The sequence below is a fragment of the Pseudosulfitobacter sp. DSM 107133 genome (assembly GCF_022788695.1).
In the GTDB taxonomy this organism is placed as follows: Bacteria; Pseudomonadota; Alphaproteobacteria; order Rhodobacterales; family Rhodobacteraceae; genus Pseudosulfitobacter.
The window spans coordinates 3250028-3265572 of sequence record NZ_CP085154.1; the positions used below are offsets into that span (position 1 = coordinate 3250028).

The window sequence follows — 15545 nt, forward strand, 5'->3', positions numbered from 1 at the left end:
AGGATGGATAAACGGCAGGCCGGCGCGGCCTTTTCCGTCCGTTTATTCCTGAATGCTCTCCAGATAGGCCAGCAATCCGGCCAACACGCGCGGCGTCGGGGTCAGCACGCCGTCAATTTTCACCGGAACCAGATCCTGCGCCATCGCGCCGCCGAACTGCGGCATGACGCGGGCAAGATGGGCCTGTTCGGGATCGCCATAGATATAGCTGAGCGCACGGGCCGCCGGAAAGGATCCGCCATTATCGCGGCTGAGCATGGTTAGATTTGCCGGTGCAGTTTGCAACCCCCCAGAAAGAACGCCGTCGCCCCGCCCCCCTGCCCCGTGGCACGACGCACAATTATCGGCAAAGAATGCCGCACCATCCGTGCGATCCGGCATCGTGGGTTCAGTGCAGGCCAGCAGCCCGACCGCTGCAAGCGCCAGACCGGAAATGATAAAAATAGGATTGCGCATATGCCCCTCGTCCAAAGTTATGTCCAATTCTTCACGCTTTACCAGCAACGCCGCCATGATCCATATCAATAGCCGACACGGATACTGTTCGCACGGGTCATTTAGGGTCAGGACCCATTAACCCTGCACTGTCAGTTCGACAGATTTTTCCGCTGACAAGCAGCATCTGCGCAGGAATAGTGGTTCTATTTCAAACAGATGCGCCGCAGGCTGCGGGAAAATCCGTCGAACCCGTCACGCCGAAGGCGTGCCAATATTATTAAGCGCTCCTACGGAGCGACGGGCGGCAATTTCACTTCATTTCAGTGTCTTGGGCCGCTTGCAAATAGAACCACTATTGGCAGCACGACCCAAACCACTGAAATTTCGTGAAATTGCCGCTGACGGCGCAGGATTAATGGGTCCTGGCCCTAGGCTGGAACTGGCCGCTTGGGGTATCGGCAGAGCACTGAAAAACCGGCACCAATCTGTATGTTCCGATGACCCGACCAAAGCTGTAAGACTTTTCACTGGCCATTAATCCCATTTCGCTATCCTTGCCCCGATCAAGGGAAAAGCAGCGAAAATGCCAGACACATTTGATGCAACGCCCCAAGCCGGGCCAGATGCGCAGACCAATGTCATTTGCGCGATGCGCTGCCTATTTCGGGGTGGCTAAGAAATGCCCATTGTTTTCCAGGCCACAGCAACCGCGACCTTTGACGATCTTTCTGGCGGGAATTACCAGCGTATCTTTGACTTTGGAAACGGCCCCGGGGTGGATTCGATCTGGCTTGGCAATATCGCATACACCGATACGATTGCCTTCGAAGTTCTGCAAAACGGCATCCGGTATCGAATCGCAGTCCCCGACGTCATTGTCGAAGGTGTCGAAACCACATGGGAGGTTACGATTGATGACAGCGGCACGCTGACAATTGCCAAGGACGGCGTCCAGATCGGCGCACAGAATTTCGGCATTGCCGCGGTGCCAAATGATGTTGAGCGCACGCAAATCATGGTTGGAGATTCCCCCTATGCGGACGATGATCCGCTCGTTGGAAACGTCAATACGCTTGATGTCGAGACGACGCTGACGCATGGCTTTGACCTGACTGTCACACCGACAAAGAATGTTCTGCAATCCTATGACGGCACCGACCAGGACGAGGTTCTGGACGCGTCGACGGCCAGCGATGCAATCACACTAAGCGGTGGCGGCGGCAATGACACCATCAGTGGCGGCAGCGGCAATGACACGTTAACCGGCGGCGCGGGTGCAGATGTGTTCAAGATCGACGGCACGCCCGATCTGATCACCGATTTCGACACCACGACAGGCATCGCTGGGGATGGCGACAGCAGCGACAATGATTTTGTCGATCTGTCCGCCTATTACAACGAAGCATCGCTTGCCGATTGGAACGCCAACAACCCCGGGCAGACCTATACAACCGTCCTGAACTGGATGCGCGCGGATCAGGCCGATGGCACGTTGGATCAGGCCGGTGGCCTGCAGATCCAGAATGCGGGGTCGGCGGTCGATGGCTCTGGGTTGACCACCGAAAACACCGGCGTCGTTTGTTTTGCCAATGACACGTTGATTGCGACGCAGGTCGGCGATGTGCCGATCCAGAATTTGCGCATAGGCGATCTTGTGCAGACAATGGACAACGGCCTGCAACCGCTGCGATGGATCGGGGTGCGACATCTCACAGCCCGCGACCTGTTGCGACACCCGAAGCTGCGGCCGATCCGCATTTGCCAACGGGCCGTAAATCTGAACGCAGGCGCAGCCGATCTGATCGTTTCGCCGCAGCATCGCCTGCTGATTGCATCCCCAATCGCGACACGAATGTTCAACGAACACGAAGTGCTGGTTTCTGCCAAACAACTTCTCACGGTGGATGGCGTTGATATTGCTTATGATATGGCCACGGTTTCATATTATCACATCCTATTTGACCGGCACGAGATCGTGAAAGCCAACGGGATCCCCAGCGAAAGCCTGTATTTGGGCGCGCAAACGCAAACCATGCTGACGCCCGCCGGTCGGGCGGAAATACAGCGTCTGTTCCCCGATGTGTCTGCTCAATACCGCAAGCCAGCGGCATGCCGACAGATCATCTCGGGCGGGCGGGCGCGCAGAATTGCCTACCGGCTTGCAAGGAACAGCAAGCGGCTGGTCGATAGCGATGTTTTTTAGGGTCTGGACCGATTTGCGCCTGAAATGACGCCTTTCCCGCTTTGATCCTCGGAGAGCGGCCAGAATCTGGACTTAAATGTCACATGTATTTGGCCCTATCGCACGGGTCATTTCTGCTGTTCTCTAGATCACCAACGGGTGCAATATGTTTTGCAGTGCCCCAGCCCCACCCTCATGCATCCCGAAAGGCCAGACAATGGACGGAACCTTTAGTGAAAACGACCTTAGCCGTGTGGTCGAAGCCGACCGCAAGAACGTCTGGCACCACCTGATTCAACACCAACCCTTCGAAAGCGCGATCGACCCGCGCATCATCGTCGAGGGCAAGGGCATGAAGGTCTGGGACCAGAAGGGCAAAGAACACCTGGATGCGGTCTCGGGCGGTGTCTGGACGGTCAACGTCGGTTATGGCCGCGAAAGCATTGCCGATGCGGTCCGCGACCAGCTGGTGAAACTGAACTATTTCGCAGGCTCCGCCGGGTCGATCCCCGGCGCGCTCTTTGCCGAAAAGCTGCTGGAAAAGATGCCCGGCCTTGACCGGATGTACTATTGCAACTCGGGGTCCGAAGCGAACGAGAAGGCGTTCAAGATGGTCCGCCAGATCGCGCACAAGAAATATGGCGGCAAGAAGCACAAGATCCTGTACCGCGACCGCGACTATCACGGCACCACAATCGCCTGCCTGTCCGCAGGTGGTCAGGACGAGCGCAACGCGCAATACGGTCCCTTCGTGCCAGGTTTCGTGCGCGTGCCGCATTGCCTGGAATACCGCGCCTTTGAACAGGACGGCGCACCGCAGGAAAACTATGGCACTTGGGCCGCGGACCAGATCGAAAAGGTAATCCTGGCCGAAGGGCCCGACACGGTGGGCGCGCTGTGCCTTGAACCGGTAACCGCAGGCGGCGGCGTCATCACCCCGCCCGATGGCTATTGGGACCGCGTGCAGGAGATTTGCAAAAAGTATGACATCCTGCTGCACATCGACGAAGTGGTCTGCGGCGTGGGCCGCACCGGCACATGGTTCGGCTACCAGCACTACGGCATTCAGCCCGACATGGTGACAATGGCCAAGGGCGTGGCCTCGGGTTATGCGGCGATTGCCTGCCTTGTGACCACCGAAGCGGTCTTTGACATGTTCAAGGACGACCCGTCGGACAAGCTGAACTATTTCCGCGATATCTCGACCTTTGGTGGCTGCACCGCCGGTCCTGCTGCGGCGATTGAAAACATGCGCATCATCGAGGACGAAAACCTGCTGGAGAACACCACGCAGATGGGTGCCTATATGCTGGACCAGCTGTACGCGCTGGCCGACAAACACGCCGTGATCGGCGATGTGCGCGGCAAGGGGCTGTTTCTGGGCGCGGAACTGGTCAGCGACCGCGAAAGCCGTGCGCCTGCGGAAGAGGCCAAGGTTCAGGCCGTGGTCGGCAACTGCATGGCACAGGGCGTCATCATCGGGGCAACCAACCGGTCGCTGCCGGGCAAGAACAACAGCCTGTGTTTCTCGCCCGCGCTGATCGCCACCAAGGATGACATCGACCATATCATTTCGGCAGTCGACAAGGCCCTGGGCGACGTGTTCGGCTGACGACACACCAAATGAACCAGACCAGACGGGCGAAGGGAAACCTTTGCCCGTTTCGCGTCTCATACCCCTGCCCCGCTCGGCGCTTCTTCGCCTGTGCCGCCTGCGCTCGGCTTGACGCTGTACGACAATTCGCTACCTGTAACGCTGTCTTGCCCGAACAGGACCGGTGGTATCTTGCGCCCCAAAGCCTTTTTTCACCGTTATCGAAATAATGTGGGAACCGTTTATCCGGTCACTGCGTTCTCGTTTTAGAATTCAACAAGGGAAGACCATAATGAAAAAGCTCCTGATCGCCATTCCGCTGATCGCATCGCTTGCTGCCTGCGAATCCACGACATCGAACACCACTGCCGCCGGCGCATTGACCGGTGCTGCACTCGGTGCAACCGTTTCGGGCGGCAACGACAAGGTCAAAGGCGCACTGATTGGCGCGGCTGTTGGCGGCCTTGCCGGCAACTACATCGGCAAAACGCAAAACGGCCAGTGTGTGTACCAGCGTGCAGACGGCTCGCGTTACTATGCGTCCTGCCCGTAAGCTTTTCGCGAGCTTCAAGCACCCGAACGACACTTCACATGTCCATGCAAAGGCCCCGGTCGCGTCCGGGGTCTTTCGCATTTCAGCGATGGCGCCACATTGCCGTGCCGATAAGTCCAGTGTAGATCTGGGCTATGACAGTCCCCGTCGAAACCTTCTTTTTGCATCCCGATGCGCAAGGCACGCTGCAAAGCCAGATCCAGCAGATGATTGCCCAGGGCATTCTGTCGGGCCGCTTCCAGCCGGGTGAAAAGCTGCCCTCGACCCGTAAGCTGGCGCAACACCTTGGCATCAGCCGCATCACCGTCACGCTTGGCTATACCGAACTGCTGTCCAACGACTACCTGATCTCGCGCGGGCGCTCTGGCTATTTCGTATCTGACACCGCACCAGTGCCCCCGGTCTTTGCCCCCGCACCAGACACCGCGGATGCCGTGGACTGGTCGCGTGCCATCGGTCAACGGTATTCAGGCGGAGAGGCGCCCCAACGCCCGCAAGACTGGGCGCGCTATCGCTTTCCATTCATCTACGGGCAGGCTGATCCGACATTGTTTGACCATGCCAATTGGCGGCAATGTGCGATGCAGGCCTTGGGGCAGCGTGATTTCGGGCCGATGACCACGGATTACTATGATCAGGACGACCCGAAACTGATCGAATTCATCGTGCGCCATTCGCTGCCCCGCCGTGGCATCACCGCCCGCCCCGAGCAGGTGTTGATCACGCTGGGGGCACAGAACGCGCTGTGGCTGACCACGCAGGTGCTGTTGACCCAACGCCGCCACGCTGCACTGGAAGAGCCGTTTTACCACGCCCTGCGTGACATTCTGAACCAGTCAAAGTGCCGTCTGTCCCATGTTCGTGTCGATCAGGACGGCCTGCCGCCCGACGCGATTCCGCCGGGGGTCGATGTGATTTTCACCACGCCCAGCCATCAGTGCCCCACCACGGCCACCATGCCGATGGAGCGCCGCCGCGCCCTGCTGGACAGGGCGGCTGAAATGGACGCGCTGATCGTCGAAGACGATTATGAATTCGAGATGTCCTTTCTCAAACCGCCCTCGCCCGCGCTCAAATCGCTGGATGCGGACGGGCGGGTGATCTATGTGGGCAGCTTTTCCAAATCGCTGTTTCCGGGTCTGCGGCTGGGTTATCTTGTCGGGTCCGAGCCGTTCATCCGCGAGGCCCGCGCCCTGCGTGCATCGGTGCTGCGCCATCCGCCCGGACACATCCAGCGCACAGTCGCCTATTTCCTGTCGCTGGGCCACTACGACGCGCTGGTGCGCAAGATGAGCACCACCCTGCACAGCCGCCGCGATGCGATGCAGCAGGCGATCACCGACACCGGGCTGACCATTGCAGGTCAGGGTGTTTCGGGCGGATCCTCCTTTTGGATGCGCGCGCCGCACCCGGTAGACACCCGCCAGCTTGCACAGATGCTAAGGGCGCAAAGCGTGCTGATCGAACCGGGTGAATCGTTCTTTTCCGGCACCGACAGGGCGCGCAACTTCTACCGTCTGGCCTATTCGTCGATTCCGGAAAATCGCATCGCTGAGGGCGTGCAGCGTATCGCAGACACCCTAAGTCAGCTGGTCTGATAAGCGGGGGGTCGACGGCAGCGATTGCCTTGCTTTCTTGCTGTAAAATGCCAAATCCTGGCGGAATAATGTTCTTGCACAGCTATCGGGATTGGGAAATATTCCTCATCAGGCGCGCCGTGCCGCCAAAACCGTCAGTGCACCGCGCACCATCCCGCTGCCAAAGGATCAGACATATGCCGCACAAGCAGCCCGCGCTGGACCTGTCACCCAAAGTTTCGGACGAGATTCGCAAGACCACCTGCTATATGTGCGCCTGCCGCTGTGGCATCAACGTTCACATGAAAGCGGGTAAGGTTGCCTATATCGAAGGCAACCGCGACCATCCGGTGAACAAGGGCGTGCTGTGCGCAAAGGGATCGGCCGGCATCATGCAGCACAACGCCCCCGCCCGTCTGCGCGCGCCACTGAAACGGGTCGGACCGCGCGGCTCGGGTGAATTCGAGGAGATCAGCTGGGACGAGGCGCTGGACATCGCCACCGGCTGGCTGGCACCGATCCGCCGCGACAATCCTGAAAAGCTGGCCTTCTTCACCGGGCGCGACCAGTCGCAATCGTTCACCTCCTTCTGGGCGCAGAATTTCGGCACGCCCAACTACGCGGCCCACGGCGGGTTCTGTTCGGTCAACATGGCGGCGGCCGGCATCTACACCATGGGCGGCGCGTTCTGGGAATTCGGTCAGCCCGACTGGGACCACACCAAGCTGTTCATGCTGTTCGGCGTCGCCGAAGACCACGACAGCAACCCGATCAAGATGGGTATAGGCAAGATCAAGGCACGCGGCGCGCGGGTGATCGGGGTGAACCCGATCCGCACCGGATACAACGCCGTGGCCGATGATTGGGTCGGCATCACGCCGGGCACCGACGGGTTGTTCATCATGGCGCTGATCCATTGCCTGATGAAGGCGGGCAAGATTGATCTGACGTATCTGGCGCAGTTCACCAACGCCCCCTGTCTCGTAAACAGCGACGAGAAATCGCCCGAATACGGCCTGCTGCTGCGTGATGCGGACGGCAAGGAACTGGTGATCGACCGCACCACGGGCAAGCTAGCCCCCTTTGACAAAAAGGGCGTGCGCCCCGATCTGGCCGCCACCCACCGTGCGGCGGGTATCACCCACCGGCCTGTCATGCACCTGATGGCCGAACGCTATCTGTCCGAGGAATATGCGCCCGAAGCCGTGGCCGAACGCACCGGTATCTCTGCTGCGCGGATCCGCGCCATTGCCTCCGAACTGGCCCGCGTCGCCTTTGACGAGGCGTTCGAGCTGGATCATGCATGGACCGATTTCCGGGGCGAAACACACACAAAGATGACAGGCCGCCCCGTCAGCTTTCACGCCATGCGCGGAATCAGCGCCCACGCCAACGGTTTTCAGACCTGCCGCGCATTGCATGTGTTGCAGATCATCCTTGGCACGGTCGAGGTTCCGGGCGGCTTCCGGTTCAAACCGCCCTACCCCAAACCCGCGACCGCGCATCCCACGCCCCACTGCAAAACCACCTGCGGCGGCCCGCTGGATGGCCCGCACCTTGGCTTTGTGCAGGGGCCGCAAGATCTGGCGTTGAAAGCCGACGGCACGGCGGCGCGCATCGACAAGGCGTTTACATGGGAAAACCCGATGTCGGTTCACGGGCTGATGCATATGGTAATCTCGAACGCCCACGCGGGTGACCCGTACAAGATCGACACGCTGTTCCTGTATATGGCCAATATGGCGTGGAATTCGTCGATGAACACGCGCGGCGTGATCGACATGCTGACCGACAGGGATGAAAACGGCGATTACGTCATCCCCCGCATCATCTATTCGGATGCCTACAGCTCGGAAATGGTCGCCTATGCCGACCTGATCCTGCCCGACACCACCTATCTGGAGCGTCACGACTGTATTTCGCTGCTGGACCGTCCGATCTGCGAGGCGGATGCGGCTGCCGATGCGATCCGCTGGCCCGTGGTCGAACCAGACCGCGACGTGCGCGGGTTCCAGTCGGTGTTGTGCGATCTGGGCGCGCGGCTGAACTTGCCCGGCTTTGTCACCGAAGACGGCGCACAGAAATACGCCGATTACGCCGACTATATCATCAACCACGAACGCCGCCCCGGCATCGGCCCTTTGGCTGGCTGGCGCACCGGCGAACACGGTCTGACCGCAGGACGCGGCGCGCCGAATGCCAGCCAGATCGACAACTATATCGAAAACGGCGGCTTTTTCGTCGAACACATCCCCCAGGGGGCAAATTACTACAAACCGTGGAACATGGCCTATCAGGACTGGGCCGTGGGCATGGGCCTGTTCGACGCCCCGCAACCCTATCTGTTCTCGCTGTATGTCGAGCCGCTGCGCCGGTTCCAGTTGGCCGCCGAGGGCCAAGGCGACCGCCAGCCGCCCGACCACCTGCGCGACCGCATCCGCCAAACGATGGACCCGCTGCCCATCTGGTACGACCCGTCAGGCGACAACCGCGCCACCGAATATCCCGTGACCGCGCTGACGCAGCGCCCGATGGCGATGTATCATTCATGGGGCAGCCAGAACGCTTGGCTGCGGCAATTGCACGGGCACAACCCGCTGTATCTGCCGACCAACCTGATGCGCGACAACGACCTGAAAGACGGCGACTGGGCCACCGTCACCTCGCCGCACGGCGAAATCACGGTGCCGGTGCTGGAAATGGCGGCGCTGAACCCCAACACGGTCTGGACATGGAACGCCATCGGCAAGCGCAAGGGCGCGTGGGCTCTGGACAAGGACGCGCCGGAGGCGACCAAGGGGTTCCTGCTGAACCACCTGATCCACGAGTTGCTGCCGCCCAAGGGCGACGGGCTGCGGTGGTCCAACTCGGACCCTGTCACTGGCCAAGCCGCATGGTTCGACCTGAAAGTGCGCATCGCCAAGGCCGCGCCACAGGGTCAGTCGAAACCCGTCATGGCGCCGATCAAATCGCCCGTGGGCCAGGGGCCTGACAGGCTGGCATGGAAGGTGGGAAAATGACACAGCTTCCCGAAACAACCGAACGCAAACTGGGCCTTGTCATCGACCTCGACACCTGCGTCGGCTGCCATGCCTGCGTGATTTCGTGCAAAGGATGGAACACCGAAAACTACGGCGCGCCCCTGTCCGATCAAGACCCTTACGGCGCAGCCCCATCCGGCACCTTCCTGAACCGCGTGCACAGTTACGAGGTGCAACCGCTGGCAACCTCGGCCAAAGTCCAGCCACCTGCGCAGTTGATCCATTTCCCCAAATCCTGTCTGCACTGCGAAGATGCGCCATGCGTCACCGTTTGCCCCACCGGCGCCAGCTATAAACGGGTCGAGGACGGCATCGTTCTGGTCAACGAAAGCGACTGCATCGGCTGTGGCCTGTGCGCCTGGGCCTGCCCGTACGGCGCGCGCGAAAAGGACGAGGCTGAGGGGGTGATGAAGAAATGCACCCTGTGTGTCGACCGCATCTATAACGAAAACCTTGAAGAGGTGGACCGCATCCCCACCTGCGTGCGCACCTGTCCGTCGGGTGCGCGCCACTTTGGCGATTTTGCCGACCCCGACAGCCATGTGTCGCGGCTGACTGCGGAACGGGGCGGCATGGACCTGATGCCGGAAATGGGCACCAAACCCGTGAACAAATATCTGCCGCCACGGCCCAAGGATGCCCTGCCCGAGATTGACGTGCTGGCCCCCTACCTTGCCCCTGTCGACGACGCTCCGGGCGGTTTTCTTGGCTGGCTCGACAAGACGTTGGAGAAGCTCTGAGATGCATCCGGCACCTTCTGTCATTCTCTTCACCACCTTCTCGGGGCTGGGCTTTGGCCTGCTGGCATGGCTTGGCTTGGGCTTTCCGGCGGTTACGGGTCTGACCGCCTTTGTCTTTTTCACCATCGCCTATGTCTGCGCGGTGGGCGGGCTGATGGCCTCTGCCTTTCACTTGGGCCGCCCCGAACGCGCGCTCAAGGCGTTCACGCAATGGCGCAAAAGCTGGCTGAGCCGCGAGGCGGTGATGTCGGTGGCCGCACTTCTGGTGATGGGCGTCTATGCCATCGGGACGATCTTTTTCGCGACGGCCTTGCCGTTGGTTGGGATTTTGGGGGCGGTGTTGTGCCTGCTGACCGTGTTCACCACCTCGATGATCTACACCCAGCTGAGAACCGTGCCGCGCTGGCACACGCCGCTGACACCGGTGATGTTTCTGGCCCTTGCCGTCGCGGGCGGTGCGTTGCTGGCAGGGCAGACCACTGCGGCGGCGGTGTTGCTGGTGCTGGCGGGGGCTGCACTGGTGGCCACGTGGGTGCACGGCGACGGCGCGTTTACCCGGTCGGGCACGACGCTGGCGACGGCGACTGGACTTGGCGCCATCGGCACGCCCCGCGCGTTCGAGCCGCCGCACACCGGCACCAACTATCTGCTGCGCGAGTTTGTCTTTGTGGTGGGGCGCAAACACGGGATGAAACTGCGCATCATCGCCTTTGTGCTGGCGATTGTCCTGCCGGTGATCCTGCTGCTGGTGCCGTTTTCGCACTGGCTGGCGCTGGTGGCGGTGCTGAGCCATGTGGCGGGTGTGCTGGTGGCGCGCTGGTTGTTCTTTGCGCAGGCGGAACATGTGGTCGGGCTGTACTATGGGAAACGATAAAGGGGCCGCAGATTGCAGCCCCTTTGCCAATTCCTTTAGTGCAACCTTGAACGGTTACAGCAAACCCGCGTGCGCCAGCCCTTTGTCCACCAGCTTGCGCGTGGCTTCTGTCAGCGGCACGTGCGGCAGGCGCACCTCGTCGCTGCACAGGCCCAGACGCGACATAGCGTATTTCACGCCCACCAGCCCCGGCTCGGTAAAGATCGCCTTGTGCAGCGGCATCAGCCTGTCCTGCAACTCCAGCGCCTTGGCATAGTCGCCCGCGGCGCAGGCCGCCTGCACTTCGGCGCACAGCTTGGGTGCCACATTCGCCGTGACCGAGATACAGCCGACGCCACCCTGGGCGTTGAACCCGTGTGCTGTGCCATCTTCGCCCGAAAGCTGGATGAAATCCGGCCCGCACATCAAACGCTGGTCGTTAACCCGTTGCAGGTCGCCCGTGGCATCCTTGACGCCCACGATCCGCTCCATCTTGGCCAGTTCGACCATGGTCGCGTTCGAGATGTCGACGACCGAGCGGCCCGGAATGTTGTACACAATGATCGGCAATTTGCACGCATCATGTACGGCGGCGAAATGCGCGATCACGCCGGCCTGCGTCGGTTTGTTATAATAAGGCGTCACCACCAGAACCGCATCGGCGCCCACGGCTTCCGCGTGTTTTGCCAGCCGAACAGACTCGACCGTATTGTTCGACCCGGCCCCGGCAATCACCTTGACGCGGCCCGCGGCGGCGCGCACCACCTCTTCGACAACCTTGTCGTGTTCGCCATGGGTCAGGGTCGGACTTTCGCCGGTTGTGCCCACAGGCACCAGCCCCGAAGACCCCTGTTCGATCTGCCAGTCCACCAGCTTCTTGAGCGTGACCAGATCCAGTGCGCCGTCCTGGAACGGCGTGACGAGTGCGGGCATAGAACCCTTGAACATATTCACGCTCCTTTTTTCAAAATGCTGGCCGGAATTGGCCGGATTGCATGATCCTGTCGCAGTCGTGAGTTGCACAGTCGCGACAAGACCATATGCTTACAGCCACTACCCTTGCCATGACAGGAAATGCAAGTGATCACCCGCCTCGCTGCCCTGATGCTGTGCCTTTTTGCCACCGTGGCAACCGCTCAACCCGAGCGGCCGCGCCCGTTGGGCTGGGCGATGAATGCAATGCGTGCGGGTCATTGGGATACAGCGCAACGGCTTGCCGCGCGCGACGGTCAGGTGGCAGCCGATGTCATCGAATGGCACCGCCTGCGTGCAGGGCGCGGCAGCTACGCCGAGTACATGGATTTCCTCAAACGCCGCTATGACTGGCCCGGCATGGACTATTTGCGCCGCCGTGGCGAAGGCGAAGCGATTGCCGAAGGCGCCGCAGCCGTGCGCGCCTATTTTGCGGAAGCCGAGCCAAAGACGCCGCGCGGCGTTCTGGCCTATGCCGATGCGATGGCCGAGCAGGGGCAAACCGGCGAGGCACAGGCCAGTGTGGTCCTGGCGTGGACCTCGATGCCGATGGATGCCGACGAAGAGGCCCTGTTTCTGACCAGGCACAGCGAACTGCTGAAACCCCATCACGAGGCGCGTGTCGACACGATGCTGTGGCTGGGCGAGCTGAACGAGGCAGAGCGGTTGCGCCCCCTGCTGGATGCCGGGCATCAGGCATTGCTGGACGCCCGCGTGGCGCTGACCAAACGCAGCAACGATGTAGATGCCAAACTGGCCGCCGTGCCCGCCGCCCTGCAATCTGACGCCGGCCTGCAACATGCCCGCTTTGAATGGCGGGTGCGCAAGGGACGGTGGGACGACGCCAAGGCGCTGATCCTCGAACGCTCGACCAGTGCCGCCGCGCTGGGACGGCCCGACGCGTGGTCGAACCGGCGCCGTGCGCTGGCGCGTGACGAAATGCGCGATGGCGATCCCAAGGTGGCCTATCAGCTGGCCGCGCAGCATTTCCTGACCTCGGGGTCCGATTATGCCGATCTGGAATGGATTGCGGGCTATATCGCGCTGCGCAAGCTGAACGATCCGGCCACGGCGCTGAAGCATTTCCAAAACCACCGCAGCGTGATCGAAAGCCCCATTTCACGGGGCCGGGCGGGCTATTGGACCGGGCTGGCCTATGAAGCCCTGGGCGACGTGGCCGCTGCGGATCAGGCCTTTGCCGACGGGGCGCAGTTTCAGACATCATTCTATGGCATTCTTGCCGCCGAGAAGGCGGGCCAGCCCTTTGACATCGGGCTGAAACCACAGGGCGAAACAGACGACTGGCGCACCAGCCCCCTGATCCATTCCCCGCTGTTCGAAGCCGGGCTGTTGCTGCAAGCCTCAGGCGAGTTGAGCGTTGCCGAACGGTTCTGGACACATCTGGCCGACCAACTGGACGAAAAGCAGGCCGCGCAACTGGGGCAGGCCGCGATTGATGCAGGCCAGCCGCATCTGGCCGTGATGATCGGCAAGACTGTCGCCTATCGCGGGATCACGCTGGCCGAGCCTTACTATCCGCTGCACCCGCTGACCGAACAGGATCTGGCGATTGCGCCCGAAATGGCCCTGGCCATCGCACGGCGCGAATCCGAATTTGATCCGGTGGTACAATCGGGCGTGGGCGCGCGCGGGCTGATGCAATTGATGCCTGCCACAGCCAAAGAAGTGGCCGCAAATCTGGGCCGCAGCGCGGAACATACGACAGACCGGCTGATTTCAGACCCTGTTTACAACGCCGAACTCGGGTCATCCTTTCTGTCGACGCTGGCCGGACGGTTCGAAGGCAATGTCGTGATGATGTCAGCCGCCTATAATGCAGGCCCGTCGCGTCCATTGCGCTGGATGGAGATGTACGGCGACCCACGCGACGGCAAGATGGATGTGGTCGACTGGATCGAAAACATCCCGTTTCGCGAGACCCGCAACTATGTGATGCGCGTCACCGAAAGCCTGCCGGTCTATCGCGCGCGACTGGGCAAGGAAGCGCTGCCAATTCCCTTTACCCAAGAGCTGACAGGCTCAACCCTTTTGGCGTTCGCGCCAAAGGGTGAATAGCCCCGCCGCCACCACGATTCCTGCCCCTGTGGCCACGTTCCACGCGATCACTTCGCCAAAGACGCTGACGCCAATCATCGAGCCGAACACCAGCTGCAAATAGGCAAAGGGCTGCACGGCGCTGGCCTCGGCCACCTCGTACACACGGATCAGCAGCCAGTGGCCAAGGGCGCCGGTCACGCACAGAGTGCCCATCCACAGCCAGTCGCCTGGCACCATCGGCTCCCAGAACCAGATGCCAACGCCGGTCATGGCTACGGCCCCCGCAACGCCGGTCCAGAAAAAGCTGGTGGCAGAGGTGTCCTTGCGCGCGACATAGCGTGTCAGCAACCCATAAAGCGCGAACATCATCGCCGCCAGCAGCGGGATCACCGCGGCCGGTTCGAACACGCCAATGCCCGGTTGCAGGATAATCAGCACGCCAACAAAGCCCACAGCGATGGCAGACCAGCGCCGCCAGCCGACGCTTTCGCCCAGGATAGGGCCGCTCAGCGCCGCCACCAGCAAGGGATAGCAGGTAAAGACCGCAAGGCTTTCGACCAGCCCGAGGATGGTAAAGGCCAGCACCATTACACAAATCTCGGCGGCCAGCAGCAGACCGCGAAACGCCTGTAATCCCATCTGCTCCGAGCGCGCGGCGGCGCGGATGCCCCCCGCCTTGGCCCGCGCAATGGCCACGACAAAAGCCGCAAAGAACCAATAGCGGATCATCACCACCATCAGCACATTGTATTCCGACGCCAGATGCCGCGAGATTCCGTCCTGCATGGCAAAGACGAAGGTTGTCAGCACCATCAGGCCGACACCCAGCCGCGTGTTATTGCCTGCGCTCATCGTAATGTTCCCACTGTCATATGCCGTTTGCGGCCATAGCCTGAAATCCGGCTGACATCGAAGCCCGCAGCCTCCAGACCCCGCCGCACGAAACCGGCGGCGGTATAGGTGGCCACTGTGCCATGCGCTGCCGTATGGTCGGCCACGCCCTGCATCAGATCAGCGTCCCACAGTTCCGGGTTCTTGGCAGGCGAAAACCCGTCCAGAAACCACGCATCCGCCTTGCCCTGCCACGCGGGCAACGTGGCGCGCGCATCACCTGTGACCACCTCCAGCACGGCATCGCCAAAATCGAACCGTCCGCCGCGCCCGTTCCAGACCGCGACCATTTCGTCGCTAAGGCCAAAGGCCCCCAGTGCGCGCGCCATTTCGTCCACCGACATCGGGTAAGCTTCGAAACTGGTAAAGCGCAGCACACCGGCCACGCCTGCGGCACGCCATGCGGCCAGCGTCACCACAAAATTCAGTCCGGTGCCAAAGCCCAGCTCGCCAATGTGAAAGCCGTCACAGAAACGCGCAGGCAGGCCGTTGCCCGCCAGAAACACATGGCGCGTTTCGTCCAGACCGTTTTCAAGGCTGAAATAAGGGTCGTCAAACCGTGTGCTGACCGGCACGTCGCCGTCCCGCCATTCCAAGTCTGCCTGCTGGTCCTGCATCCCGTCACCCTGTAAGGATCGTCAGTGCA

At 61.2% G+C, this 15545-nt stretch carries 12 protein-coding genes; 8 read left to right on the plus strand and 4 right to left on the minus strand.

Annotated elements, in window-relative coordinates; all coding sequences use genetic code 11:
• Positions 1 to 42 precede the first annotated feature (42 nt).
• Positions 43 to 456 carry a cytochrome c gene (locus DSM107133_RS16200; protein WP_345889589.1) on the minus strand — a complete coding sequence of 138 codons (414 nt, stop codon included), beginning with the start codon at positions 454 to 456 and terminating at the stop codon, positions 43 to 45.
• Between the two features lie 661 nt (positions 457 to 1117).
• Here DSM107133_RS16200 and DSM107133_RS16205 point away from each other — a divergent pair.
• The 7 genes from DSM107133_RS16205 to DSM107133_RS16235 all read left to right on the plus strand — a co-directional run bounded on the left by DSM107133_RS16205 (position 1118) and on the right by DSM107133_RS16235 (position 10999).
• Positions 1118 to 2641, plus strand: a complete 1524-nt coding sequence (locus tag DSM107133_RS16205; protein ID WP_114293140.1) for a Hint domain-containing protein — start codon at positions 1118 to 1120, stop codon at positions 2639 to 2641.
• Positions 2642 to 2837: 196 nt separating this feature from the next.
• A complete protein-coding gene (locus DSM107133_RS16210) occupies positions 2838 to 4232 on the plus strand; it encodes an aminotransferase class III-fold pyridoxal phosphate-dependent enzyme (protein WP_114293141.1) in 1395 nt (464 codons plus the stop codon).
• Positions 4233 to 4506: 274 nt separating this feature from the next.
• Entirely contained in the window at positions 4507 to 4767 is a 261-nt protein-coding gene (locus tag DSM107133_RS16215; protein WP_114293142.1) for a glycine zipper 2TM domain-containing protein, read from the plus strand.
• Between the two features lie 134 nt (positions 4768 to 4901).
• Positions 4902 to 6365: a PLP-dependent aminotransferase family protein gene (locus tag DSM107133_RS16220; protein ID WP_114293143.1), complete on the plus strand. Its 1464-nt coding sequence runs from the start codon at positions 4902 to 4904 to the stop codon at positions 6363 to 6365.
• 176 nt (positions 6366 to 6541) lie between these two features.
• Entirely contained in the window at positions 6542 to 9364 is a 2823-nt protein-coding gene (locus tag DSM107133_RS16225; protein WP_114293144.1) for a molybdopterin oxidoreductase family protein, read from the plus strand.
• On the plus strand, positions 9361 to 10125 hold the full coding sequence (locus DSM107133_RS16230; RefSeq protein WP_114293145.1) for a 4Fe-4S dicluster domain-containing protein: 765 nt from the start codon (positions 9361 to 9363) through the stop codon (positions 10123 to 10125). Before DSM107133_RS16225 ends, DSM107133_RS16230 begins: the two co-directional genes overlap by 4 nt.
• 1 nt (position 10126) lies before the next feature.
• Positions 10127 to 10999, plus strand: coding sequence for a DmsC/YnfH family molybdoenzyme membrane anchor subunit (locus DSM107133_RS16235; protein WP_114293146.1), 873 nt, complete (start codon positions 10127 to 10129; stop codon positions 10997 to 10999).
• 54 nt (positions 11000 to 11053) lie between these two features.
• Here DSM107133_RS16235 and dapA read toward each other — a convergent pair whose 3' ends face one another.
• Positions 11054 to 11926 (minus strand): 4-hydroxy-tetrahydrodipicolinate synthase, encoded by an 873-nt coding sequence (gene dapA, locus DSM107133_RS16240; RefSeq protein WP_114293147.1) that lies wholly within the window; start codon positions 11924 to 11926, stop codon positions 11054 to 11056.
• Between the two features lie 126 nt (positions 11927 to 12052).
• On the opposite strand from dapA, the gene DSM107133_RS16245 reads away from it, so the two are divergent.
• Positions 12053 to 14026: a lytic transglycosylase domain-containing protein gene (locus DSM107133_RS16245; RefSeq protein WP_205387801.1), complete on the plus strand. Its 1974-nt coding sequence runs from the start codon at positions 12053 to 12055 to the stop codon at positions 14024 to 14026.
• On the opposite strand, the gene DSM107133_RS16250 is transcribed toward DSM107133_RS16245, so the two are convergent.
• Together DSM107133_RS16250 and mnmD are read right to left on the minus strand one after the other, a co-directional pair.
• Complete coding sequence (locus DSM107133_RS16250; protein ID WP_114293148.1) at positions 13991 to 14860, minus strand: DMT family transporter; 870 nt, start codon at positions 14858 to 14860, stop codon at positions 13991 to 13993. The two genes, DSM107133_RS16245 and DSM107133_RS16250, sit on opposite strands and share 36 nt — an antisense overlap.
• Positions 14857 to 15516 carry a tRNA (5-methylaminomethyl-2-thiouridine)(34)-methyltransferase MnmD gene (gene mnmD / locus DSM107133_RS16255; protein WP_114293149.1) on the minus strand — a complete coding sequence of 220 codons (660 nt, stop codon included), beginning with the start codon at positions 15514 to 15516 and terminating at the stop codon, positions 14857 to 14859. The genes DSM107133_RS16250 and mnmD overlap by 4 nt, the downstream gene beginning before the upstream one ends.
• Between the last annotated feature and the right edge of the window lie 29 nt (positions 15517 to 15545).